The organism is Blastocatellia bacterium, from assembly GCA_025055075.1.
Classification (GTDB): domain Bacteria; phylum Acidobacteriota; class Blastocatellia; order HR10; family HR10; genus HR10.
In genome coordinates, this window is the sequence record JANWYV010000045.1 from 1 (window position 1) to 22,555 (window position 22,555).

At 60.7% G+C, this 22,555-nt stretch carries 20 protein-coding genes, 2 tRNA genes and 1 other RNA gene; 17 read left to right on the top strand and 6 right to left on the bottom strand.

Annotated elements, in window-relative coordinates; genetic code table 11:
• Positions 1-91: 91 nt before the first annotated feature.
• From NZ746_10295 to NZ746_10310, 4 genes are all read left to right on the top strand, one after another.
• On the top strand, positions 92-1,114 hold the full coding sequence (locus NZ746_10295) for an alcohol dehydrogenase catalytic domain-containing protein (GenBank protein ID MCS6817753.1): 1,023 nt from the start codon (positions 92-94) through the stop codon (positions 1,112-1,114).
• 68 nt (positions 1,115-1,182) lie between these two features.
• On the top strand, positions 1,183-2,280 hold the full coding sequence (locus NZ746_10300) for a hypothetical protein (GenBank protein MCS6817754.1): 1,098 nt from the start codon (positions 1,183-1,185) through the stop codon (positions 2,278-2,280).
• A 93-nt stretch (positions 2,281-2,373) separates the two neighbouring features.
• Positions 2,374-3,885: a sugar ABC transporter ATP-binding protein gene (locus tag NZ746_10305; GenBank protein ID MCS6817755.1), complete on the top strand. Its 1,512-nt coding sequence runs from the start codon at positions 2,374-2,376 to the stop codon at positions 3,883-3,885.
• Positions 3,882-4,895 (top strand): ABC transporter permease, encoded by a 1,014-nt coding sequence (locus tag NZ746_10310; protein MCS6817756.1) that lies wholly within the window; start codon positions 3,882-3,884, stop codon positions 4,893-4,895. Before NZ746_10305 ends, NZ746_10310 begins: the two co-directional genes overlap by 4 nt.
• Positions 4,896-4,898: 3 nt before the next feature.
• Here the strand turns inward: NZ746_10310 and NZ746_10315 are convergent, their stop codons facing one another.
• Positions 4,899-6,011 (bottom strand): radical SAM protein, encoded by a 1,113-nt coding sequence (locus tag NZ746_10315; protein ID MCS6817757.1) that lies wholly within the window; start codon positions 6,009-6,011, stop codon positions 4,899-4,901.
• Between the two features lie 137 nt (positions 6,012-6,148).
• Here NZ746_10315 and NZ746_10320 point away from each other — a divergent pair, with 137 nt between their 5' ends.
• A complete protein-coding gene (locus tag NZ746_10320; protein ID MCS6817758.1) occupies positions 6,149-7,117 on the top strand; it encodes a sugar ABC transporter substrate-binding protein in 969 nt (322 codons plus the stop codon).
• A complete protein-coding gene (locus NZ746_10325; protein MCS6817759.1) occupies positions 7,114-8,019 on the top strand; it encodes a TIM barrel protein in 906 nt (301 codons plus the stop codon). Before NZ746_10320 ends, NZ746_10325 begins: the two co-directional genes overlap by 4 nt.
• Here NZ746_10325 and NZ746_10330 read toward each other — a convergent pair.
• From NZ746_10330 to secA, 4 genes are all read right to left on the bottom strand, one after another.
• Complete coding sequence (locus tag NZ746_10330; protein ID MCS6817760.1) at positions 8,009-8,614, bottom strand: hypothetical protein; 606 nt, start codon at positions 8,612-8,614, stop codon at positions 8,009-8,011. The genes NZ746_10325 and NZ746_10330 overlap by 11 nt on opposite strands.
• A complete protein-coding gene (locus tag NZ746_10335) occupies positions 8,611-9,321 on the bottom strand; it encodes a hypothetical protein (protein ID MCS6817761.1) in 711 nt (236 codons plus the stop codon). The genes NZ746_10330 and NZ746_10335 overlap by 4 nt, the downstream gene beginning before the upstream one ends.
• A 56-nt stretch (positions 9,322-9,377) precedes the next feature.
• Positions 9,378-11,120: a radical SAM protein gene (locus NZ746_10340; protein MCS6817762.1), complete on the bottom strand. Its 1,743-nt coding sequence runs from the start codon at positions 11,118-11,120 to the stop codon at positions 9,378-9,380.
• Between the two features lie 254 nt (positions 11,121-11,374).
• Positions 11,375-14,119 (bottom strand): preprotein translocase subunit SecA, encoded by a 2,745-nt coding sequence (gene secA, locus NZ746_10345; protein ID MCS6817763.1) that lies wholly within the window; start codon positions 14,117-14,119, stop codon positions 11,375-11,377.
• Between the two features lie 166 nt (positions 14,120-14,285).
• Here secA and hemB point away from each other — a divergent pair, with 166 nt between their 5' ends.
• The 11 genes from hemB to NZ746_10400 all read left to right on the top strand — a co-directional run bounded on the left by hemB (position 14,286) and on the right by NZ746_10400 (position 20,786).
• Positions 14,286-15,254 carry a porphobilinogen synthase gene (gene hemB, locus NZ746_10350; protein ID MCS6817764.1) on the top strand — a complete coding sequence of 323 codons (969 nt, stop codon included), beginning with the start codon at positions 14,286-14,288 and terminating at the stop codon, positions 15,252-15,254.
• Between the two features lie 8 nt (positions 15,255-15,262).
• Entirely contained in the window at positions 15,263-15,736 is a 474-nt protein-coding gene (gene tadA, locus NZ746_10355; protein MCS6817765.1) for a tRNA adenosine(34) deaminase TadA, read from the top strand.
• Between the two features lie 34 nt (positions 15,737-15,770).
• A tRNA-Ser gene (locus tag NZ746_10360) sits at positions 15,771-15,859 on the top strand.
• A gap of 7 nt (positions 15,860-15,866) precedes the next feature.
• Positions 15,867-15,960: transfer RNA gene (locus NZ746_10365), tRNA-Ser, on the top strand.
• A gap of 12 nt (positions 15,961-15,972) precedes the next feature.
• An RNA gene (gene ffs / locus NZ746_10370) (signal recognition particle sRNA small type) lies at positions 15,973-16,072 on the top strand.
• A 41-nt stretch (positions 16,073-16,113) separates the two neighbouring features.
• Positions 16,114-17,745, top strand: a complete 1,632-nt coding sequence (gene dnaX, locus NZ746_10375; protein ID MCS6817766.1) for a DNA polymerase III subunit gamma/tau — start codon at positions 16,114-16,116, stop codon at positions 17,743-17,745.
• Between the two features lie 23 nt (positions 17,746-17,768).
• On the top strand, positions 17,769-18,080 hold the full coding sequence (locus NZ746_10380; GenBank protein ID MCS6817767.1) for a YbaB/EbfC family nucleoid-associated protein: 312 nt from the start codon (positions 17,769-17,771) through the stop codon (positions 18,078-18,080).
• 32 nt (positions 18,081-18,112) lie between these two features.
• Entirely contained in the window at positions 18,113-18,712 is a 600-nt protein-coding gene (gene recR / locus NZ746_10385) for a recombination mediator RecR (GenBank protein MCS6817768.1), read from the top strand.
• A 9-nt stretch (positions 18,713-18,721) separates the two neighbouring features.
• On the top strand, positions 18,722-18,997 hold the full coding sequence (locus tag NZ746_10390; GenBank protein MCS6817769.1) for a hypothetical protein: 276 nt from the start codon (positions 18,722-18,724) through the stop codon (positions 18,995-18,997).
• A gap of 6 nt (positions 18,998-19,003) precedes the next feature.
• Complete coding sequence (locus NZ746_10395) at positions 19,004-19,537, top strand: PH domain-containing protein (protein MCS6817770.1); 534 nt, start codon at positions 19,004-19,006, stop codon at positions 19,535-19,537.
• Between the two features lie 10 nt (positions 19,538-19,547).
• Entirely contained in the window at positions 19,548-20,786 is a 1,239-nt protein-coding gene (locus NZ746_10400) for a hypothetical protein (GenBank protein ID MCS6817771.1), read from the top strand.
• Between the two features lies 1 nt (position 20,787).
• Here the strand turns inward: NZ746_10400 and ilvD are convergent, their stop codons facing one another.
• The gene (ilvD, locus tag NZ746_10405) at positions 20,788-22,461 is read right to left on the bottom strand and encodes a dihydroxy-acid dehydratase (GenBank protein ID MCS6817772.1); all 1,674 of its coding nucleotides are present in this window, start codon (positions 22,459-22,461) and stop codon (positions 20,788-20,790) included.
• Positions 22,462-22,555 lie beyond the last annotated feature (94 nt).

Sequence of the window (22,555 nt, forward strand, 5' to 3'; positions counted from 1 at the left end):
TCCTGGGCCCGGATTTCCGTCCGGGTCCTTCCCTGCCGGTTCGAATGGATCCCATCCACCTTCGAGTCGGCGATATGGTGGAGATCTGGCCATGAGAGAGACGATGCGCGCTGTGGTCTTTCGCGGTGAGGGGGAGTGGAGGATTGAATCTTCCCCCTCACCACAACTTCAAGCCGCGGACGAGGTCCTCTTGAAGGTGGAACGCGCGAGCATTTGCGGAACCGATCTCCATATCCTCTCGATTCCGCCAGGACATCCGGCTACGCCAGGAACGATCCTCGGCCACGAGTATGTTGCGACGGTCGTCGAGGTCGGCTCCGACGTGCGCCACCTTCATCCGGGGGATCGCGTAGTCATTGATCCCAACATCACGTGCGGGATCTGCGAATATTGCCGATTGGGCTTCTCGAACATGTGCGAGAATATGACGACGTTGGGCATCTTTCGGCACGGCGGATTAGCGGAGTGGAACGTCGCCCCGGCGAAAGCCCTGCATAAGATCAGCGCGCAGGTCTCCGCGGATCGCGCGACACTCGCCGAACCCTTTTCCTGCGTACTGCACTCATTTGAGAAGTCAGCCTTCGTCCCGGGAGAGAGTGTCGCTATCCTCGGGGCAGGGCCCATCGGACTCATGTTCTTGATGCTCTATAAGGCGGCTGGAGCCTATCCGATCTGCGTGATCGAACCCGCCGAGTTTCGGCGTCAGATGGCCGAAAGTCTGGGCGCTGATGTTGCTCTTGATCCCACTCTCTATGACGCATCTCGGGAGATCAAGAGACGAACCCATTTGGGTGCCGACATCGTCATTGACGCCGTTGGAACGCTCCTACCGGAAGCTCTTCGACTGGTACGACGTGGTGGGCGTATCATCCTCTTCGGCATGAACGCACACGCAGCGCGCGAGCTGAATCAGTACGAGATCACGCGTTACGAGATCACCATCTTGGGGTCATACATCCAACGCACAGCTTTTCCGAAAGTTGTGCGCGTGTTGGAGGGAGGGCTGCTGCCGCTCGAGCGATTGGTCACTCACCACGTGGAACTAGAGGCGATCGGCGAGGGCTTTCGACTCTTGCGCTCAGGCGAAGCCGTCAAAGTCGCCGTAGTCCCCTGACGGGACAGGAGGCTGAGTCTTCACCATCTTGACGAAGGCCGTCGCGGGCGAGGATAATTGAGATCAGCATGTCATTCACGAGCGCGGAATTTCGAGACCTCCTGCGACTTCTGGAGCAGCATCCCGAGTGGCGAGAAGAACTGCGACGGGTGCTGCTGACGGAAGAACTTTTGTCTTTGCCACAGATCGTCCGAGACCTCAGTAAAGCCATCGAAGCTCTGGCTGAGGCCCAGCGGCGCACCGAGGAGCGCGTGGCGCGATTGGAAGAGATCGTTGCTGCTCTGGCTGAGGCCCAACGGCGCACCGAGGAACGCGTGGCGCGATTGGAAGAGATCGTTGCTGCTCTGGCTGAGGCCCAACGACGCACCGAGGAACGCGTGGCGCGATTGGAAGAGATCGTCGCTGCTCTGGCTGAGGCCCAACGACGCACCGAGGAACGCGTGGCTCAGTTAGAGGAACGGATGGCACGGCTGGAAGAGATCGTCGCTGCTCTGGCCGAGGCCCAGCGGCAATTGGCTGAAGCCCAGCGACAGATGGAGGCGCGCGTAGCTCGGTTAGAAGAAGTCGTAACAGCATTGAGCGCAGAAGTCGCGGCTTTAGCTCGCGCGCAACAGCATGCCGAGCAGCAGATCGCGATCTTGGCATCGAGCCTGGATTTCCTGACGAAGCGTATGGATGCCATGAGCCGGGATGTCGCTCGTTTGAAAGGATTCCACCTCCAGTATCAGTACGAGCGGCATGCACCGGCGTATTTTCGCGCGCTTGCTCGAAAGATCCGCGTCCTTTCTTCCGAAGAACTGAGCGCCTTCTTAGAAGATGCTGTTGAACAAGGACGGCTGACGGATGCCGAGGCTGACGAGATCATCCAGACGGACATTGTCGCACGTGGACGGCATCCGGAAGAAGGCGGAGAGGTTTATCTCGTCATCGAAGTCTCTTGGGGCGTGGGCTTATCCGATGTCGAGCGAGCTGCGCGGCGCGCGCTTCTACTCTCACAACTCGGGTTACGCACGATTTCCGTCGTCGCGGGAGAGAGTGTCACCGAAGAAGCGGCGCAACTAGCTCAGCGCTTGAACGTTTGGCGGGTGATTGACGGACGAGTCATTCCTCCGACCGAAACGCTCCCCGCGCCTGGTGCAGAGGGGGAAGTGACTTCTTCCTCATAAGGAAATGCGCCTGCTGAGAGCATCCTCTCCCATGAACGGGGGACGGAAGGGCACGCGCGCAAAGTGAGCAGAGGCTCACGCTCGGAGGCCGTCATGCCCTCATCGGAAGTTTTGCTGCGACTGGAAGGCATCACGAAGACCTTCGGGGGGATCGTCGCGCTGGACGACGTAGATTTCGAGGTGAAGGCGGGAGAAGTCCACGCGCTCATCGGGGAAAATGGGGCAGGGAAATCCACGCTGGTGAAGATCGCGACGGGAGTTCACGCGTCTGATCGCGGTCGCATCCTATGGAAGGGGCGCGCTGTGAAGCTTCAGACGCCACGCGATGCCCACCGCCTAGGCATTCGCATGGTGCCTCAAGAGCTGACGCTTGTCCCTCAGTTGAGCGTGGGAGAGAACGTCTTCCTTGGAGGCCTGCCGAGCCAACGAATGCTTTTCTCTTGGGTTCGATGGAGCGATATCCACGAGCGCGCACGCGCGCTTTTGCGAGAGCTTGGGCACGATATCGATCCTCGACGTCCGGCGAGCGAGCTGAGCGTCGCCGAACAACAGCTCGTCGAAATCGCCCGAGCGCTCGCCTTTGAGGCTGAGTTGATGGTTCTCGACGAGCCGACCTCTCCCCTTTCGGAACGCGAGACGGAGCGCTTGTTTCAAACGATCACGCGACTGAAGGCGCGCGGCATGGGCATCGTCTACATCACGCATCGAATGCGCGAGATTTACGCGATTGCCGATCGCGTGACGGTCTTGCGCGATGGTCGGCGCATCCTCACAAAACCCATCTCGGAAACGAGTCCGGAAGAGCTGGTGCGCGCGATGGTCGGCCGAGAATGGCAGGATTATCTTCCCGAACAGGAACCCCGTACCAGAGGCGCGCCGATCTTGCGAGTTGAAGGCTTGACGGCTCCGGGGAGATTCTACGACATCACGTTTACCGTCCATAGGGGGGAGATCGTGGGTTTGGCGGGGCTTGTTGGCGCGGGCCGAACGGAACTCGTGGAGGCTCTCTTCGGCGCGCGAGAATATGCATCTGGGCAAATCCTCATTGACGGGTGTCCGGTGACGATCCGCACGCCCGCCGATGCCATACGACATGGAATGGCGCTTGTGACCGATGATCGAAGGGCCAAAGGGCTCATCCCCACAGCTTCGGTGCATACCAACGTGATCCTCTCGGTTCAGACGCAGCTTGCTCGTTTTGGATTTCTCGTCCGCGCGCGCGCGGAGCGACAAATCACCGAGCGCTTCCTCCGCGAGTTACGCGTGAAGACGCCGAGCGTTGATCATCCGGTCATGCTCTTGAGTGGGGGGAATCAACAAAAGATCATCCTCGCGCGTTGGCTTTCGATGAACCCGCGCATCTTTCTCCTGGACGAGCCCACGCGAGGCATTGACGTCGCCGCAAAGGCGGAGATTTACGAAGTGATTCGGCGCTTGGCCGCTCAAGGAGCAGCGATCCTCCTGGTTTCTTCGGAACTGGAGGAGATTCGACATCTGGCTGACCGAGTCCTGGTCATGCATCGCGGGCGGATCGTCGGAGAGCTTCGCCGGGAGGAGGTCACGGACGATCGCATCCTTTACCTCGCCACAGGAGGAGAAGGATGAATCGCGAGATTCCTTCAGCATGGACAGATGCGAGCCGGATCTTCCGATTGGAGTGGATCGTGCCACTACTGCGCCGATTCGGTCCCCTTTTGGCACTTCTTCTGATGAGCGGAGCGCTCGCCGTGCTCTCCCCGCATTTTCTCACCTTCGAGAACGTGCTCAACGTCTTCCGGCAGTCCGCCGTTAACGCGCTACTCGCTCTCGGCCAATTGCTCGTCATCATCACGGCGGGGATTGACCTCTCGGTGGGTTCTGTCCTCGGGTTCTGTTGCGTCTTAGTCGCTCTGCTGCTCAAGACGGGAGTGCCGACCTCTATCGCCATCGTGACAACGCTTGGTGTTGGGATAGCGTTGGGGATGACCAACGGATTGCTGCTCACGAAGCTTCGTCTCCCTCACCCATTCATCCCCACGCTGGGGATGATGAATGTCGCCCGCGGATTGGCGCTCGTGCTCTCCGGGGGATTTCCAATCTCTGAACTTCCCGAGGATTTTCGCTTTTGGGGTGCTGGGACTTTGGGCGGCATCCCCATGCCTGTGATCGTCGTCCTAGTCGTCTACGCACTGTTTCATCTCTTCCTCACGCACACGACCGTAGGGCGCGACATCTACGCCATTGGAGGGAACAAACAGGCGGCGTTGCTCGCAGGTATTCCCGTAGATCGTCGCCTCATCACCGTCTATGCCATGAGCGGGGGATTGGCGTCTCTGGGAGCCATCATCTTGGCCGGACGGATGAATTCGGGATTTCCACTTGCGGGCGTCGGCGCTGAGCTGGATGCCATCGCGGCTGTGATCATTGGCGGAGCCAGCTTCTTCGGCGGCGTCGGCACAGTCTGGGGGACCCTTGTCGGAGCCCTCATCATGGGCGTCTTGCGGAATGGATTGAACTTGCTCGATGTCTCTGCCTACTGGCAGACGACGGTTATTGGAGTCGTCATCGTCATCGCGGTGTGGGTGGACGTGCTTCGGCAACGCGCCCTGGAACGTCGCCGCGTGTTTCGACGGTGAGGGTCACCAGAAGCGGCGCGCGAGATAACTCGTCGGAATCCCCACAAGCTGAGCCTTCAGCGAGAAGCGCAGGCTATCGTGAAGGAAACAGACGTGCGTGCAGAAACATCGGTCGCGAGCGATCGCTTCGAGTTCGTGCTGCCGAGCTGCCGAATTCCAAAAGGCGACGAAGTCCATGTCGTAATCGCGCAAATTTCCCAAGGGGGCGCGTAGTTCGCATGCGCGAACGTCGCCGTTGAAATCAATCACGAGCGAGGTCTCGCCGGCCGTGCAGGGCATGGGCCAGGCTTTCCCATGAACGTAATTGGCGAATTGCACGCGGTGATGGAAGTTGAACGTCCCCACATAGATCATTCGCTTCATCCATCGCGCCGCTCTATCAGGATCATCGAAAGCACGCCGCGCGTATTCCTCCTGAACACGCGAGATCTCGCCGTAGAGCTTCCGCAGCGCATCGGGCGGGACGGCCTTGAGCGTCGGATCCAAGGGATCGCCACGAACGATTTGAAAATAGTGGCCATCCAGGACGCGTCGCTCCAGGAAATATTCGGCCAGGCGAATCAACTCGTGATGATTCTCCTCGCAGATGACCGAGACGACGCCAACCCAAAGGCGCCCTCGGAAGCGCTCCCGAAGCGGTTGAACGAGGGCAATCGCATGCTCGACCTTCGCGAAGTTTCCCGGAACGGCGCGAAGGCGATCGTGGGTCGCCGCCAGCCCGTCCACGGAGAAATTCAGATAGACGGTGAGGGCCTCGTTCTCCTCCAGGATGCGCTCGACGAAGGCGCGCGCGCGCTCCGGTTTCAACCCATTCGTCGGAAAATTCAGGCTCTCGATTCCATTGTTCCGATGAAAGAGCGCGACGATCTCCGGCAGATCATCTCGCAGCGTCGGCTCCCCACCGCTCAACAAGAGTTGTTGAAACCGAGGCATCGTGCGCGAGAGGCGTTCCAATTCTGGGAAGGTCAAGTCGCCCTCTTGGTTCAGCGCCGACCAATAAAAACACGTGCGGCATTTCGCATTGCAGTGAGAGGTCACAAACAGGATCACCGTATGCAAGCGCTTCTCCCGCGGCAGACGACGCAGGTAGCGGATGAAGGCTCCGACCTGAGACACCTCGCCCTCCCTTCCAAAGACCTCGGGATCCACAAGCTCGTAAGCATAACAGGTCGCCAAGGAAGCGTCAAATGAGTGCTGCTCGCCCTTCTCGCAGAATGCCAATCCCTACAGACCCCTCACTCGGAGGCTGAGGTATGCAAGGAATGGATCGATGGGGCTTGCGAATCAGTCTCGCGCTTGTGATCAGCAGTTTGCTCTTTGCCGGTGGCGGATGCCGACGCACAGGGACAACTCGGGTATATCGCATTGCCGTCGTGACGAAAGCCCTGGACAGCGAGTTCTGGCTCATGTTGAAACGAGGGGCCGAAGCCGCGGCGCGCGCACATCCCGATGTCGAGGTCACCGTGCTCGCTCCAGAGCGCGAGATCAACATTGATCAGCAGGTGGCCATCTTGGAGGATCAGATTTTGAAAAAGGTCTCGGCGCTTATCGTCGCTCCGGCTGGGGCTGCCGAAGTCATCCCGGTGCTCAATAGAGCGAAGGCCGCCGGAATCCCCGTGCTCTTGGTGGATACTGATGCTCCCTGGCCAGAGAAATTGAGCTACATCGGGACGGACAATCGGCTGGGAGGCAAGCTCGCGGGCGAATACATCGTCCGCGTGCTCGGAGGAACGGGGAAAGTGGCTGTCATTCGCGGCATCCTGGGCGTCGCGGCGCATGAGGATCGCGTAGCTGGATTTCAAGATGCGCTCGCTCGTGCTCCCGGCATTGAATTAGTCACCATCCAACCAGCCAACAGCGAACGAGCGCTCGCGATGACCGTGATGGAGAATATCCTGACCTCGCACCCAGATTTGCGCGCCGTCTTCGCGACGAACGACCAAATGGCGCTGGGCGCGATGGAGGCCATCGCGGCTCGCAATCTGACGGGGAAGGTCATCCTCGTCGGATTCGATGCCACGCAAGAAGCCGTCCGCGCCGTCAAAGCCGGACAGATGCACGCGGTCGTCGCCCAGCATCCGTTCGAGATGGGTCGACGCGCTGTCGAAGCGGCCATCAAAGTCATTCGCGGAGAGCCCATCGAGAAGCGCATTGATACGGGCACGACGCTCGTCACGCGCGAGAACGCGGACGAATTCTTGCAGGGAGGGAGAATGCCATGAGGATTGCGACGGCACCGGTGAGTTGGGGGATTTTCGAGATCGAAGGCATGGGCGCGCAACGGTCCTATGCTGAAGTCCTCGACGAGATGAGCCAAGCCGGATACGAGGGGACGGAACTCGGCCCGTATGGATATCTGCCCTCAGATCCGATCCACTTGCGCGCAGAATTGGCACGACGCTATCTGGAGTTGGTCACCGCCTTCGTCCCGGTTCCACTCTCGGAGCCCGAGCGCTTCGAGCGCGCGTTCGCAGATGTCCTGCGCACCGCCGATCTGCTTAGCGCGCTCGGCGTCACGCTCTTAGTGGTGGCGGATGCCCTCACCCCTCACCGTATGGCCATTGCCGGTCGCGTCACGCCAGAAGACGGGCTCGCGGAATCGCAATGGGAAACGGCCGTCGCCTTTCTGCACCGCATTGCCGCGGCTTGCCGTGCTCGCGGACTTCGCGTCGCGTTTCATCACCATGCGGGGACGTTCATTGAAACCCCGCAGGAGATCGAGCGCCTTTTGGCGATGACGGATCCTGAGGCGATCGGCCTGTGCTTGGACACTGGCCACTTCGTCTACGGAGGGGGGGATCCAATTCACGCCGTCCGAACATACGGGCCGCGCATCTGGCATGTTCACGCCAAGGACGTCGATCCGAAAGTACTGGAGCGCGTGAGGCGAGAGCCCCTCACTTTCACCGAAGCCGTGCGAGCGGGCTTGTTCTGTCCGCTGGGGGATGGGCTCGTTGACTTCCCGACGCTCATTCGGGAACTGCGAGGACAGCACTACCGGGGATGGATCGTCGTCGAACAGGATGTAGATCCGAGCCACCCCAACGCCAATCCCCTACGGGATGCGATGCGAAGCCAGATCTACCTGCGCCAGATCTTCGAGCATCTCGATCTCACAGATTGATCCGACTGCGCGCCTCTTGCGCATCGAAAGCGGGCCGACTCTCTCGCTTCCTTCCCTTCCAGCTCATGGGGTCTTGCGATTTCTGCACGACGAGGTCAATGCGCTCGGTCTCCATCTGGATGACATCCAGATGCTCCGACATCAGCACTTGAGGATTCGCTAACCGGAATCCTATGAGATTCGCCCGAATGGCATTGGCCGCATTCGCCGCCTCATAGCGAAGAGAGAAGAGGGCTTCCTCCATGATCTCCAACTGCCGCTTCCACGTCCGCGCCCGAAATCGCCACACGCGACACCGCCAGAAGACGACCGTCGCCAATACCACCGGACCGAGCACGATGAGGGCGATCGTCGAAAGCGATGCCTCCCCTCGAACGAGCCACCCGACCCCGAGGCTGAGGAGATAAGCAGGAAGGAAAAAGAACACCGATGTTCGCCACGTCACGACCATCGGCGCTTCGCTGATCCCCATAGCTTCCGACGCGGCGACGGAGACATCGCCGATCACCGAGAGCGTGACCTGCGTCGGTTCCTTGCGTGCGCCTTCTGCTCCATCGGGCGCTGCGTCGTTCCGAACCCGCTCAGCTTCCGTCATAACATCGCCCCCTTCCATTCAGGGAACACTTCGCGAATCAGCGGATCCTTCAAGAAACGGTCCTTCTCCGTCTCTTGATTCTCGGTTTCCACGATCACCTGAGGATCCATCACCGGCTTTCCCGAGGCCAGATATTCGACGCTCTGCAGCTTCTCCTTCTTCACGTAGACGTGAATGTTTCGGGCCGCTTCGTGCAGCTCCAGCAACACGCGTTGCGCCGTTTCCCCCGGCTTCGGATCCACGGAGCTGGTCAGCTCCAGGACCGCCCGTTCCTTCTCGAAGAGCCCCATCTCTTGCACCGGCGTGCTGTCGAAGACATGCGTGAGGAGCACGTCGATCGTTTGCTTGACGGGCACGACGTAAGCGGAACCGTTGTAGACATCATCCACGAGCAGTTCCCCCTCGGTGCCCGCATGATGAATGGCGATCAGCCGAAGCCGATATTTGTCGTAGAAGATGTTGTGATGGCGAAAGCCCGTGAGCAGCTCTTGATTCTCCTTGCGCACGAACTCTTGCATCTGCTCGCGGCTCGCTCCCTTGCGCTGAAGGAGCTGAAGGTTATGGCGCACCTTATTACAGTAGCGGTCCACAAGTTGAATCTTGACGTGCAACTCGCTGATGCCCAGGAGGCACTCGCCGAGCATGTAGATGTAGTCGAAGAACATGAATCGGAAGCGGAGGCCGTTGATCGGAGATCGCGAGCTCATCATCACCTCCAACGATCGAGCGGGAGATCAGTGGCGATCTCCCGCTCCCTGACACCTCAATTCTTCGTGAAGAGCGCGCTCAACCGATCCACGACGTCATCGAAATCGCGGACGTCTTCTTCGGGGACATTCGAGATCTCGCCCGCGCGGATAGCCGCTTGGACGACGCCCGAAGTCACAATCTGAGCCAACTGCTCCGCCTGCTGCCGCAGCCCCTTCAATTGCACGAGCGGCGTCTGCGCCGGCGTTCCACAGCCGCTGCCACAGCCAGCGCCCAGGCTGAATCCGTTTGACATCGTGAAGTGGCTCGCCATCACGGAATCGGCTCCACTCGTCAGCTCCACCCACTCGTGAGCGTTGTAAACGCATCCGGGATCGCCCGCTTGAATGTCGCCCGTATACGCGAGCGAGCGCGCGCGACATCCGCCGCAGTAGTGCCGGTAATCGCACACGCCGCAGTGATCGCCGCGGTCCTCTCGATCCGAGAGCACGCTGAAGAGGGCATTCTCCCAAATCTCTTTGAAACTCTGCCGACGAATGTCGCCCACCTCCTCTGAGGGGATGTAGACGCAGGCGTTGATGATCCCATTCGGCTGGATCGAGCAGTAGCACCGCCCAGCTCCACACCCGCCGATGTAGCGAGAAAGCACGAGCGTCTTCTTCCCTTCTCCTTTGCCAGCATGTCCGGTGGCGAAGACGCCTTCCTCGGAGCCATAGATGATGCACGAGCGCCCGAACTGCGGGGCTGTGGAGATGATGCTGATCTTCCCTTCGGCCAGATGCCGCTGCAGCTTGCGCATGAGCAACTCGCGCTGTCCGGGCGTCAGGTCGTGATGCATGATCTCGCGACCGCGTCCGACCGGGATGAAATTGAAGTGAGCGAAGGTGCTGCAGCCCAGATCAATGGCGAACTTCACAACCTCGTCCACCGTATGCACCGTCTCACGGGTGAAGCAGGTCGCCATCCCGGTCCGAATGCCCGCCGCGACGGCGTTCCGAATACCTTGGATCGAGCGTTCCCAGGCCCCCTTCAGCCCGCGAAACTCGTCGTGCTCCTCGGGATTGATGCTATCAATACTGACTTCGATATACTTCACGCCCACTTCTTTCAAGCGAGCGCACATTTCCGGCGTCAGGAGCATGCCATTGGTGGCGATCGTCACATGGAAGCCGCGCTTCTTGCAATGCTCCAGCACGGGCCAGAGGTCCTTCGCCACCAGGGGTTCGCCTCCGGCGAAGGCTACGAAAGGCACATACTCATCGGCCATTTGATCGAGGAGATCGAGCTTCTCCTCGGTCGTCAGCTCATCGGGCATCGGTTTGTGCTTGGCGTCTTGATAACAGTGCTTGCAGCTCAGATTGCACACCTGCGTGATGTTCCACACGACGAAGAGTGGAGCCGTGAACCGCTGCGGCACCGTCAGTCCATAGGTCCCGATGCTCTTGGCCGTCAGCGCGAGCGACTTCACCGTCGGCGTATGATGGAACAGATGCTTCTTCATTGTCTCCTTATCCAGACCCGCCTTCTTCAAAGCCAGGTCAATGGCTTTATTCGACCAGTACCACTTCAGGCGAGTCCAGAAATCCGCGTTCGGGTTATCATAGTTCTCGCATAGCTTTTCGAGGAAGCACTTCCCATCCGATCCTCGCCGGGTCATCCACAACAGCGCCTTGCGGACGGCCGGCTTGGAGAGGATGTCCTCTAGTGGATGATGCGCCTTGGGTAGCGTCACCGTCACTTTCGAGACCTGCGGCCTCTTGTACGTCATCACCTTCTGACTTGTTCTGCCGATGTACATAGCCGTTCCTCCTTCGATCGAAGAATCACCGCTATGCCGAATACATAAAAGCGACCTTCCTCCATCTTCGTCCCATTGCGTTTCGCCCCCTAGCCTCCAGTTGACGCGGAGTATTATATCCCAAGGGCCGAATTGGGAGTCAAGTTTTTTTTCAGCAGGAATGCAAAAAAAATCCAGCGCCCTCGCCGCCAGTTGAGAAGACGCCCCCACAAGCAGAGCGGCGAGAGGTGGAGAGAGCATGGGGGAAGGATCGTTCAGCCGACGCCGTGACACTTTTTGTACTTCTTCCCACTGCCGCAAGGGCACGGATCGTTGGGTCCGACCTTCGGTCCTTCGTGCCGAACGGTGCGGGGCTTCTCCGGCTCGCTGCGCGCCGACGCTGTGGCGCTGACGCTCGCGTGCACATACTGCACGCGCTGCGGGCGTCGCCGTCGCTCCAAGCGTTCGCGCGGAGCAGCCTCAGCGGTGACCTGCAGGTTCCAGAGGAAGCGGATCGTCTCCCGATCAATCCGATCGAGCATCGCCTCGAAGAGCGCAAACGCTTCCTTCTTGTACTCGACGAGCGGATCGCGTTGCGCATATCCGCGCAGCCCGATGCCTTCCTTCAAGTGGTCGAGCACCAGCAGGTGATCCTTCCACTGCGCGTCCACGATGTTGAGCATGATGATCCGCTCGTAGTAGCGCAAGGCCTCGCGCCCAAGTAGAACCTCCTTCTCCTCGTACTTCGCCTTCAGCTTTGGCCAAATGGCCTCCTTCAACTCTTCCCGCCCGAGCTGTTCGTAGTCGGGAACCTCGGCCTCCAGGTCAAAACCGTAGATGTGCCGCAACTCGATCTTCAAGCCGTTGAAATCCCACTCCGCGGGGCTGACCTCATCGCTCAGGTAGTGCTCCAAGAGATCATCCAGCAGATCCTCGGCCAAGCTCAAGACGTACTCGCGCTGATCGGTCTCTTCGAGCAATTGGCGACGGAGGCCGTAGATGGTCTCCCGCTGCTTATTCATCACGTCGTCGTACTCAAGCAGGTGCTTGCGGATGGAAAAATTGTGGGCCTCAACAGCCTTCTGGGCGCGTTCGATAGCGCGGGTGACCATCTTCGACTCGATGGGTTCCCCATAAGGCCATCCCCCAAGCCGATCCATGATCGCCTTCACGCGCGGGCCGGCGAAGATGCGCATGAGATCATCTTCGAGCGAGAGGTAGAAGCGCGAGGAGCCGGGATCCCCTTGCCGCCCGGAACGTCCGCGCAACTGATTATCAATGCGTCGCGCCTCATGCCGTTCGGTCCCGATGATATGCAGACCACCCAGGCGCACGACCTCCTCGTGCTCCCGTTCGGTGATGGCCTTGGCCTTCTCGTAGGCGGCGCGCCACTGCTCAGGCGTCGCCTCCTCGGGATTGATCTCTTGCTTCTTGAGGAATTCCTTGGCCAGGAATTCGGGATTCCCTCCGAGCAGGATATCCGTGCCGCGCCCGGCCATATTCGTCGCGATCGTGACGGCGCCTTTGCGCCCCGCTTGCGCCACGATCTCCGCCTCGCGCTCGGCATTCTCCGGTTTCGCATTCAAGACGTTGTGCGGGATGCCCAGTTTCTTGAGCCGCCGAGAGAGCATCTCCGAATTCTCGATCGAGACCGTTCCCACCAGGACCGGCTGTCCGCGTTTGTAACACTCCTTGATCTCCTCCACCACGGCATTCCACTTCTCCTCCGCTGTGCGAAAGACGAGATCCGGATGGTCCACTCGAATCATCGGCTTGTGCGTCGGGATGACGACGACGTCCAAGTTGTAGATCTTCATGAACTCCTCGGCTTCAGTCTCGGCCGTCCCGGTCATGCCGGCGAGCTTCTCGTACATGCGGAAATAGTTTTGGAAGGTGATCGTCGCCAGCGTCTGATTCTCCGCCTGAATGCGGACGCCCTCTTTCGCCTCGATCGCCTGATGCAGACCGTCCGACCAACGGCGCCCGGGCATCTGTCGTCCGGTGAATTCATCCACGATGATGACCTCGCCGTCCTTGACGATATAGTGGTAGTCGCGCTTGTAGAGATTATGCGCCACGAGCGCCTGCGTCAGGCAGTGCAGCAGATCCATGTTCTCCGGCGCATAGAGATTACCACACCCGAAGAGGCGTTCCGCCTTCTCGATTCCCACTTCGGTGAGGGCGACCGTGCGCGCCTTCTCATCCACTTCGTAGTCCACGCCCTTGACGAGCCGCCGAGCGACCATATCGGCGTCGTAGTACTTCTGAACGGTCTCCTCCGAGGGCCCGGAGATGATAAGCGGCGTGCGCGCCTCGTCAATCAGGATCGAATCCACTTCGTCCACGATAGCATAATAATGGCCCCGTTGCACGCACTCGGAGAGATCGTACTTCATATTGTCGCGCAGATAATCGAAGCCGAACTCATTGTTCGTGCCGTAGGTGATGTCGGCCAGGTACGCCTCCTTCCGCGTGCACGGGCGCAACCGCGCCAGTCGAGGATCGGGATTCTTGTACGTCGGATCGTAGATGAAGGACGCTTCGTGCTGAATGACGCCGACGGTCAATCCGAGCAGGTGATAGATCGGGCCCATCCAGACCGTATCCCGCTTGGCCAGATAATCGTTGACCGTCACCAAATGGCAGCCTCTCCCCGTGAGCGCGTTCAGATAGAGGGGGAGCGTCGCCACGAGCGTCTTCCCTTCTCCCGTCTTCATCTCGGCGATCTTCCCTTGATGGAGCACAATCCCCCCGATGAGCTGCACATCGAAATGGCGCATGCCCGTCGTCCGCCGCGAGGCCTCGCGCACAACGGCGAAGGCCTCCGGCAACAGATCATCGAGCGTCTCCCCATCGGCCAAGCGCATCTTGAACTCGTCCGTCTTGGCGCGCAACTGCTCGTTGGTTAGCTTCTCGACCTCTGGCTCCAACGCGTTGATCTTCTCGATGATCGGACGAACTCTCTTCAGATATCGCTCGTTAGCCGTGCCGATGATCTTCGCCAAGATCTTGCTCCACATACACGGCTCCTTTCTCTACGTTGCCAGGCTTCTCACAAAAAGGGATTGTACTCCAAGCCGCAATGGAGGGCAACGATCCTCGAAGGTGGCCTCGCGATCTCGACTTTGAAAACGTCTCGGCCATTCGAGTACAATCAGCTGCATGAGCGAAAGGGGGGAGCGCATGATGCGAGAATTGATTCATCGTCCACGCCGATTGCGTCGCACGCCGGAGCTGCGGCGCTTGGTGCAGGAGACGCGGCTCTCGGTGGAGGATTTGATCTACCCGCTTTTCGTCTGTCCGGGAGAGGGCGTGCGCCGGGAAGTCTCCTCAATGCCAGGCATTTACACGCTCTCCATTGATCAGCTCGTCGAGGAGGCTCAGGAGGTCAAGCGACTGGGCATCTCGGCCGTTATCCTCTTTGGTATTCCGGAGCGGAAAGACGAGGTCGGAAGCGAGGCCTACGCCGAGGACGGCATCATCCAACGAGCGATTCGCGCGCTCAAGCGAGAGGTCCCTGGCCTGATCGTGATCGCCGATACGTGCCTCTGCGAATACACGAGCCACGGCCATTGTGGTCTGGTTCGGGATGGGGAGGTCCTGAACGATCCGACGTTGGAGCTATTGGCGCGGACGGCCGTCAGCCAGGCGCGCGCGGGCGCGGACATCATTGCGCCGTCGAACATGATGGACGGCTTTGTCGCGGCGATCCGGAGCGCTCTGGACGAAGCCGGATTCACACACATCCCCATCATGTCCTACGCCGTCAAATATGCCTCGGCCTTCTACGGGCCGTTCCGCGAGGCCGCTCAGAGCGCCCCGCAGTTTGGGGACCGGCGCGGCTACCAGATGGATCCGCCCAATGCCCGAGAAGCCCTGCGCGAAGCCGCGCTGGATGTCGAGCAAGGCGCTGACATCCTCATGGTGAAACCCGCTCTGCCGTATCTGGACATCATCCGCCTGGTGCGCGAGCGGTTCTCGGTGCCCGTGGCCGCTTATCAGGTGAGCGGCGAATACGCCATGATCAAAGCGGCGGCTCGATTGGGGTGGATCGAAGAAGAGCGCATCGTCATGGAGACGCTCATTGGCATCAAGCGCGCGGGAGCTGACCTGATTCTGACCTACTTCGCCAAGGATGTCGCGCGGTGGTTATGATCCATCCGATGGACGAGGTCTGGATGCGATTGGCTCTCGATGAGGCGGCCGATGCCGAACGTCTCGGGGAGGTTCCTATCGGGGCGGTCGTCGTCCTCGGTGAGAAGGTGATCGGCCGCGGACACAATCGCGTCATCACGGAGCAAGACCCGACGGCACATGCGGAGATCGTCGCCCTGCGCGACGCCGCGCGCTTTCTGAACAATTATCGGCTTGTGGGGACGACTCTCTACGTGACGATCGAGCCCTGTCCCATGTGCGCCGGGGCATTGCTCAACGCTCGCGTCGCACGGCTCGTCTACGGCGCGGCTGATCCTCGCGCCGGAGCGGTCACGACGCTCTTTCAACTCTGTACCGATCCTCGGCTCACGCACCGGCTGCAGGTGCAAGCCGGTGTGCTTGAAGCCGAGTGTCGGGAGATGATACAATCCTTCTTTCAAAGGAAACGTGCAGAGGTCAAGCGGGAGCGCGAGCAAGAGTGAGCGCACTTCCGCTCCATCTTTGAGAGCGCACGGCGGAGGGATGCTCCGAATTGGTAAGGGGCCGGTCTCGAAAACCGGTGGGCCGCGAGGCCCTTGTGGGTTCGAGTCCCACTCCCTCCGCCATAGATGTGGAGGGATGGCCGAGTGGACGAAGGCGCCGTTTTGGAAAAGCGGTGTAGGGGCACAAACCTCTACCGTGGGTTCGAATCCCACTCCCTCCGCCAGGATCTGACAGGCTTCGGGCTCCGTGCGACGGCTCGCCTGCGAACCCCGCCAGGCCCGGAAGGGAGCAACGGTAGTGGGACGAGCTGGGTGCTGCGGATGATCCCGAAGCCTGGCCAAGAGGCGAGCGCCAGGGAGCCGTCACCGAACCATCCATGCATCAGGTCATCGCCCGAAAGTGGCGTCCGCAACGCTTCGAGGATTTAGTCGGCCAGGAGGCCATTGCCCGCACGCTCCAAAATGCCCTTCGACAGCGGCGATGGCATCATGCTTATATCTTCGCTGGCCCGCGCGGAGTGGGGAAGACGACGACGGCGCGCCTGTTCGCCAAAGCGCTCAACTGCGTCACAGGACCGACGCCGGAACCTTGCGATCAATGCCCACCCTGTCGGGAGATCGCTGAGGGCCGCGCGCTCGACGTCTTAGAGATCGACGCCGCTTCACACACGGGCGTGGACAACGTCCGCCAGGTCATCCTCGATACGCTCGCTCTCGGCCCGGCGCGCGATCGCTACCGCATCTTCATCATCGATGAGTTCCATCAACTCTCGGCGAGCGCTTTCAACGCGCTCTTGAAGACGCTCGAAGAACCCCCGCCACATGTCCTTTTCCTGATGGCGACGACAGAATTGCACAAGGTCCCAGCGACGATCCTCTCTCGCTGCCAAATCTTCGAATTCCGCTTGATCCCCGAGAGCAAGATCGCCGAACGACTGCGACGGATCGCTGAAGTCGAAGGAATTTCGATCTCCGACTCGGCGCTGCGGAAGATCGCGCGCGCTGGACAAGGCAGCTTGCGCGATGCCCAATCGCTGCTGGAGCAGGTCCTCAGCTTCGCCGAACCGGGCGAGTTGATCTCAGATGCCATCGTCGAAACAGCGCTCGGCTTGATCGGCATGGAGACGCTCCTGGCCGTCGCCGAAGCTATCGCCGATCGCGATGGGCCGCGCATCCTTCGGCTCGTCGAGATGCTGAACGAACGCGGCTGCGAGATGCGCCACTTCTGCCGGGATCTGATGGCCCATTTTCGGAATCTGCTCGTCGCCAAGGTCGCTGGCCGCGATCGCGAGCTGCTCCCGCTCAGCGATGGCGAAATGGAGCAAGTGATGGCTCAAGCCGAGCGATTCAGCGAAGAGGAACTGGTGCGCGCCTTCCGCGTGCTCGCCGAAACGGAACAGAACATGCGATACGCGAGCGAGCCTCGCTTCGCCTTGGAGGTGGGGCTTGTGCGGCTCGCGCATTTGGAGCGCGTGCGACCGCTCGTTCAGGTGATTCGCGCGCTCGAAGACCTGGAACATCGGATGGCCTCGGGGGCGACGTCGGTTCCTCCCCCGGAAGCCACTGAAGCGAATGCCTCCGCCCCTACATCGCCAAAGTCGCCGGGCGTGACCGTGACTTCCCCGCTATCGGAGACCGAACGCCTCAAGGAAGAACTGCGAGAGCGCGGGAAGATGCTCATCCTCGGAGCGCTCGATCGGGCGAAGACGATCGAGATCACCGAAGAGGTGCTTCGCGTGACGTTCCCCGCTTCGCTGGCCATTCACCGCGAGACCCTACTGGAGCATACGAACAAGCAAACGATCGAAGCCGTCGCGCGCCAGGTCTTCGGCCGTCCCCTCGCGCTCCAGGTCCGTATTGAGGAAGAGCGTCCCTCGGCGTCCGCCCCAGACCGACGCGCGCGCGCTATCGCCGAGGAAGATCCCATCGTCCGAGCGCTCGTGAAGACGTTCAAGGGGGAGATCGTGGAGGTCGTCGCCCCGGAGGAGGGGAAGTCGGATGCTTCTTGAATCCTTGACCTGAGGAGGTGAAGATGAAATTCCCGAATCCGCAAGAACTGCAGAAGATGTTCGAACAAGCGCAGAAGATGCAGGAGCAGTTGCGCGATGCGATTCGACAGATCCGCGTCGAAGCCTCATCGGGCGGTGGCGCCGTCACCGTCACCATGTCCGGCACGAAGGAGGTTCTCGCGCTCAAGATCGACCCGGACGTCCTCGGAGGGGACGTCGAGCTGTTACAAGACCTGATCATCGCCGCCGTGAATGAGTGCGGCCGCAAAGTGGATGAGGCCATCCAGCAACAAGCGCTCAAGAATCTGAACCTGAACCTCCCCGGCCTCTTCTGAGGAGAGAGGGCTCGGGGAGTCGCGCGGCGACGATGCTCGACTACGCCGAAGCGATTCATCGGCTGATCGAGGAACTGAAGCGGCTGCCCGGCATCGGGCAGAAGTCGGCACAGCGCATCGCTTTTCATATCCTGCGCATGAATGTCGAGGACGTCCGTCGCCTGGCGCGCACGATCGAGGAGGTCAAGGAGAAGATCATCCTCTGCTCGATCTGCCAAAACGTGACCGACGTGGATCCGTGCCGCTTCTGCTCCAACGATGCTCGCGATCGCCACGTAATCTGCGTGGTCGAGGAACCGTACAACGTCGCGGCGATCGAACGAACGCGCGAATACCGCGGGCTCTATCACGTCCTGCATGGCGCGCTCTCCCCGATTCGGGGGATCGGCCCCGATGACCTGAAGATCAAGAGCTTGCTCGAACGGTTGCGCTCGGGCGAAGTGCAGGAGATCATCCTCGCCACGAATCCGAACACCGAAGGGGAAGCGACGGCCAATTATCTCGCCCGGTTGCTGAAACCGCTGGGCGTGCGCGTCACGCGCATCGCCATGGGCTTGCCCGTGGGTAGCGACATCGAGTTCGCCGACGAAGTGACGATGCATCGCGCGCTCGTCAATCGGCGCGAGATGTGAGGAGGAACTATGGAAGCGACGACTGTTTCGCAACCGACCACGACGGAGCGCCCTTTCAAAGTCATGAAGCCGAACCAGACGAATTGCGATGAGAAGGATGAAAAAGGGAAGCCGTGCTGGGGGCCGTTGAAGGTCTGGCACACAGCTCCGGCCGAGGTCCGGCAAAAGGCCCCGGAAGGGATGATCCTCTATCGCTGTCAGGTGTGCTCGACCGTCTACTCTGGGCCGCCCCGCGAGCTGCCGCTACGGCGCGTCCCGCGTCGCGTCTCGATCCTCGGATGGTGATCCGGCATGCGTTGTCCACATTGCGGAGCAGAGAATCGCGAGCGGAATCGCTTCTGCTCCAACTGCGGCGCGAGTCTTTATGAAGCGTCGGCAGCACCAATCTTCGTGCTGCACCCGACAGCGCTCTTTGTCGCTACGCGGTATCTACTGGCGGCGATCCTCATCCTCGGGCTTCTGTTGCTTTACACCTTCGTGGAGCGCGCGCGTCCGGGCACTATTCCGGCGTGGGGCCTCCTCTTCGCCATCGCTGTGATCCTCCTCTCCCCAATCTCCCACCATGTGGCGCGCGCTTTCGAGACGTACACACTCACGGAACAGGGTCTCACGCTCACCTCGGGGGTGCTTCGCAGAGTCCACCGGCACATTCCCCTCAGCAAGATTCAAGAGGTCACCGTCGTTCAAAGCGGATGGGGACGAATCCTAGGTATCGGGGATTTGGTCATTGACACGGCGGCCGAGGCCGGTAGAATTGTTCTGAGAGATGTTCGGCATCCGAAGACCTATGCCGATCTGATCATCCGTCAGATCGAACGCGCGTGAGGAGAGGATCGTGAGAAGACGCACGACATGCCCCCATGCCTTCGGACGGCGCATGGGTGGTCTGTGGCTGCTCGGCTTCCTCATCACATCGGCGGCCGCACAGGTCCTTGAAATTCGCACCACGCCGCTCATTGCGACGGCCTTCGGACGACGGATCGGCTCTTGGCAGATCATCGAGCCGGTTCACGCCTTCCATGCCTCCGAATACGAAGCCTATGATGCTCGCCGGGGGGCGATCGCGCGAGAATACGGATTGCGCGAGGCGGCCTTTGCTGACTATACCGATGAGCGAAAGCGAAAGGTGCGCGTCGAACTCTTTCGCATGATCAATTATGTGTCCGCCTATGGGCTGTACTCCTTCGAGCGCCGACAGGGCGTCCGGTTGAGCGGCATTGGGACGGAAGCCGAAGCCGGAGGCGATGCCCTCGCCTTTTGGAAAGGCGATTATTACGGGCGCGTGACGATCCTGAACGAAGCGAAGGCCCCGAGTCTCTCCATCGGCGAATTGAGCGATCTGGCCCGCGCATTTGCGGAAAAGCTCGTGGTCGGCCCACATGAGGTCCCGCTGTTGATTCGCCATCTGCCGATGGAAGGTCGTGTCCCGGGATCGGAGCGCTTCATCGCTGGACCTCGGGGGCTAGCTGAGTTCCCCGGATATGAGAATCCCGATGATCTTTTCCTGCTGGGGAGCGACGCTGTCGAAGCAGCGATCGCCGAGTATCGGCTCGGCCGCGCTTCGGCCAAGCTCTTGCTCGTCGAATATCACACGCCGCAGTTGGCACAAGCGGCCTACGAACGCGTCCGAGCGCATCTTGAGCAATTGGCGCCGTCGGAACGAGAGCGTCGCGTCTTCAAGCGAGAGGGCAATTTTCTGATTCACGCCTTCGAGGTTTCGGACCGCGCGACGATCGAGCGAATCGTGAATCAGATCGAGTACACGGCGCAAGTTCGATGGTTGAGTGGAGACCGAATCCGTCTCGTGCCGAGCATTATCGAGGAGTTCCCCGTGGGGCGCTGGCTCATCGCCGTCTTCGCCTTCATCGGCGTGCTGATCTTGATCGCCGTCGGCATCGGTGTGCTCTTCGGATATGGATTCTTCCTTTGGCGGCGGCGGCGCTTGCAACGATATCCCTTCTCGGACGCTGGCGGCATTCAACGCTTGAACCTCGACGGATTGACGCTTCCCTCCCCCTCGCCCTCCCGACAGCTTCCGCCTTGGCGCGCGTGGGAGGAACCACCATCGGAGTGACTCATCCTGTCACGGCGCCTTCGGACGCGGAGCCGACCAAACGAGCGTATTTCGCCATGATGCCTGAAGGATAGCGTGGAGGGGGTGGCGTCCAACGCGCCAAACGCTCGGCGATCTCCTCCTCTGAAAGTTCGACATCGAGCCGCCGACGCTCGATGTCGAAGACGATCATATCCCCATCGCGGACGATGGCGAGAGGGCCTCCCACAGCAGCTTCCGGAGCGACATGTCCCGCCATCAATCCATGCGTCGCGCCCGAGAAGCGTCCATCGGTGACCAGAGCGACGGCTTCGCCCAAGCCAGCGCCTTGCAGGGCGCCCGTCACAGCGAGCATCTCTCGCATGCCCGGCCCTCCCTTCGGACCTTCGTATCGAATGACGACAACGTCACCGGGCTGAATCGCGCCGCGCTGTACGGCTTCGAAGGCCGCTTCCTCGCAGTCGAACACGCGCGCCGGCCCACGGTGATACAATCGCGTCTTCCCGGCGATCTTCACGACGCATCCATCGGGAGCCAAGCTCCCGCGCAAGATGACCAAACCACCTGTGGGCGAGAGCGGATTCGAGAGCGGGCGAATCACAGGTTGTCCCGGCGTCTCCACTGCCTCGCGGGCTTCCTCACCGATCGTTCGTCCGGTCACCGTCAGCGCGTCCTCTTGCAGGAGGCCAGCCTCCAGCAATCGCTTGGCGATGACGCCGATTCCCCCAGCCCGGTAGACATCGTGCGCGACGTATCGCCCCCACGGCTTCATATCGGCCAACAGCGGTGTGCGCGAGCTGATGCGATCGAAATCCTCGAGCACTAGCGGGACCCCCGCTTCCCGCGCGATCGCCAACAGGTGCAGAACGGCATTGGTTGATCCACCGGTCGCGGCGACAGCCGCGATAGCGTTCTCCAGTGCTTTTCGCGTGACGATCTGGCGCGGCCGAAGATCGCGCCGCAAAAGCTCCATGACGAGCTGCCCGCAGCGAAAGGCGACCTCCTCTTTGAGCGGATCGGCTGCTGGCACCATCGCGCTCCCCATTGGGGAGATGCCCAGCATCTCGCACACCGTCGCCATCGTGTTCGCCGTGAATTGTCCCCCACAGGCTCCTTCTCCAGGACACGCGACATTCTCCAACTCGCGCAGCTCCTCCAGCGTCATCCGTCCAGCCGCGCACGCGCCGATTGCCTCATAGACATCTTGGATCGTCACAGGGCGCCCGCGAAACACGCCCGGCGCGATCGAACCACTGTAGAGCATGAGGCCAGGAAGATCGAGCCGCAGCAGCGCCATGACCGCTCCCGGGATCGTCTTGTCGCAGCCCGCGATCACGACGAGAGCATCCAACAGGTGACCGCGCACGACCAGCTCAATCGAATCGGCGATGACCTCGCGACTGATGAGCGAGGCCTTCATCCCTTCCGTCCCCATGGCGATGCCATCGGAGACGGCGATCGTGTTGAATTCGATCGGCGTGCCGCCGGCCGCGCGAATCCCTTCTTTGACCTTCTCCGCCAAGCGGCGGTGGTTGTAATTGCACGGCATGATCTCGATCCAACTGTGCGCCACCCCTACCAGAGGGCGTTCGAGGTCCTCATCACGGAAGCCCACAGCTTTCATCATGGCGCGCGCCCCGGCGCGACTGAGCCCTTCGGTCAACTGAGCGCTCCAGCGCTTCAGCTCTCGAGTCATCTTTGCCCTCCTCCTTCGATCTCGCGAAGGTCACGTGATTATAGCGCCCGCGAGCGGAGAAAAAAAGCGCCGGTTCGCGCCGCGCGCTCACGCG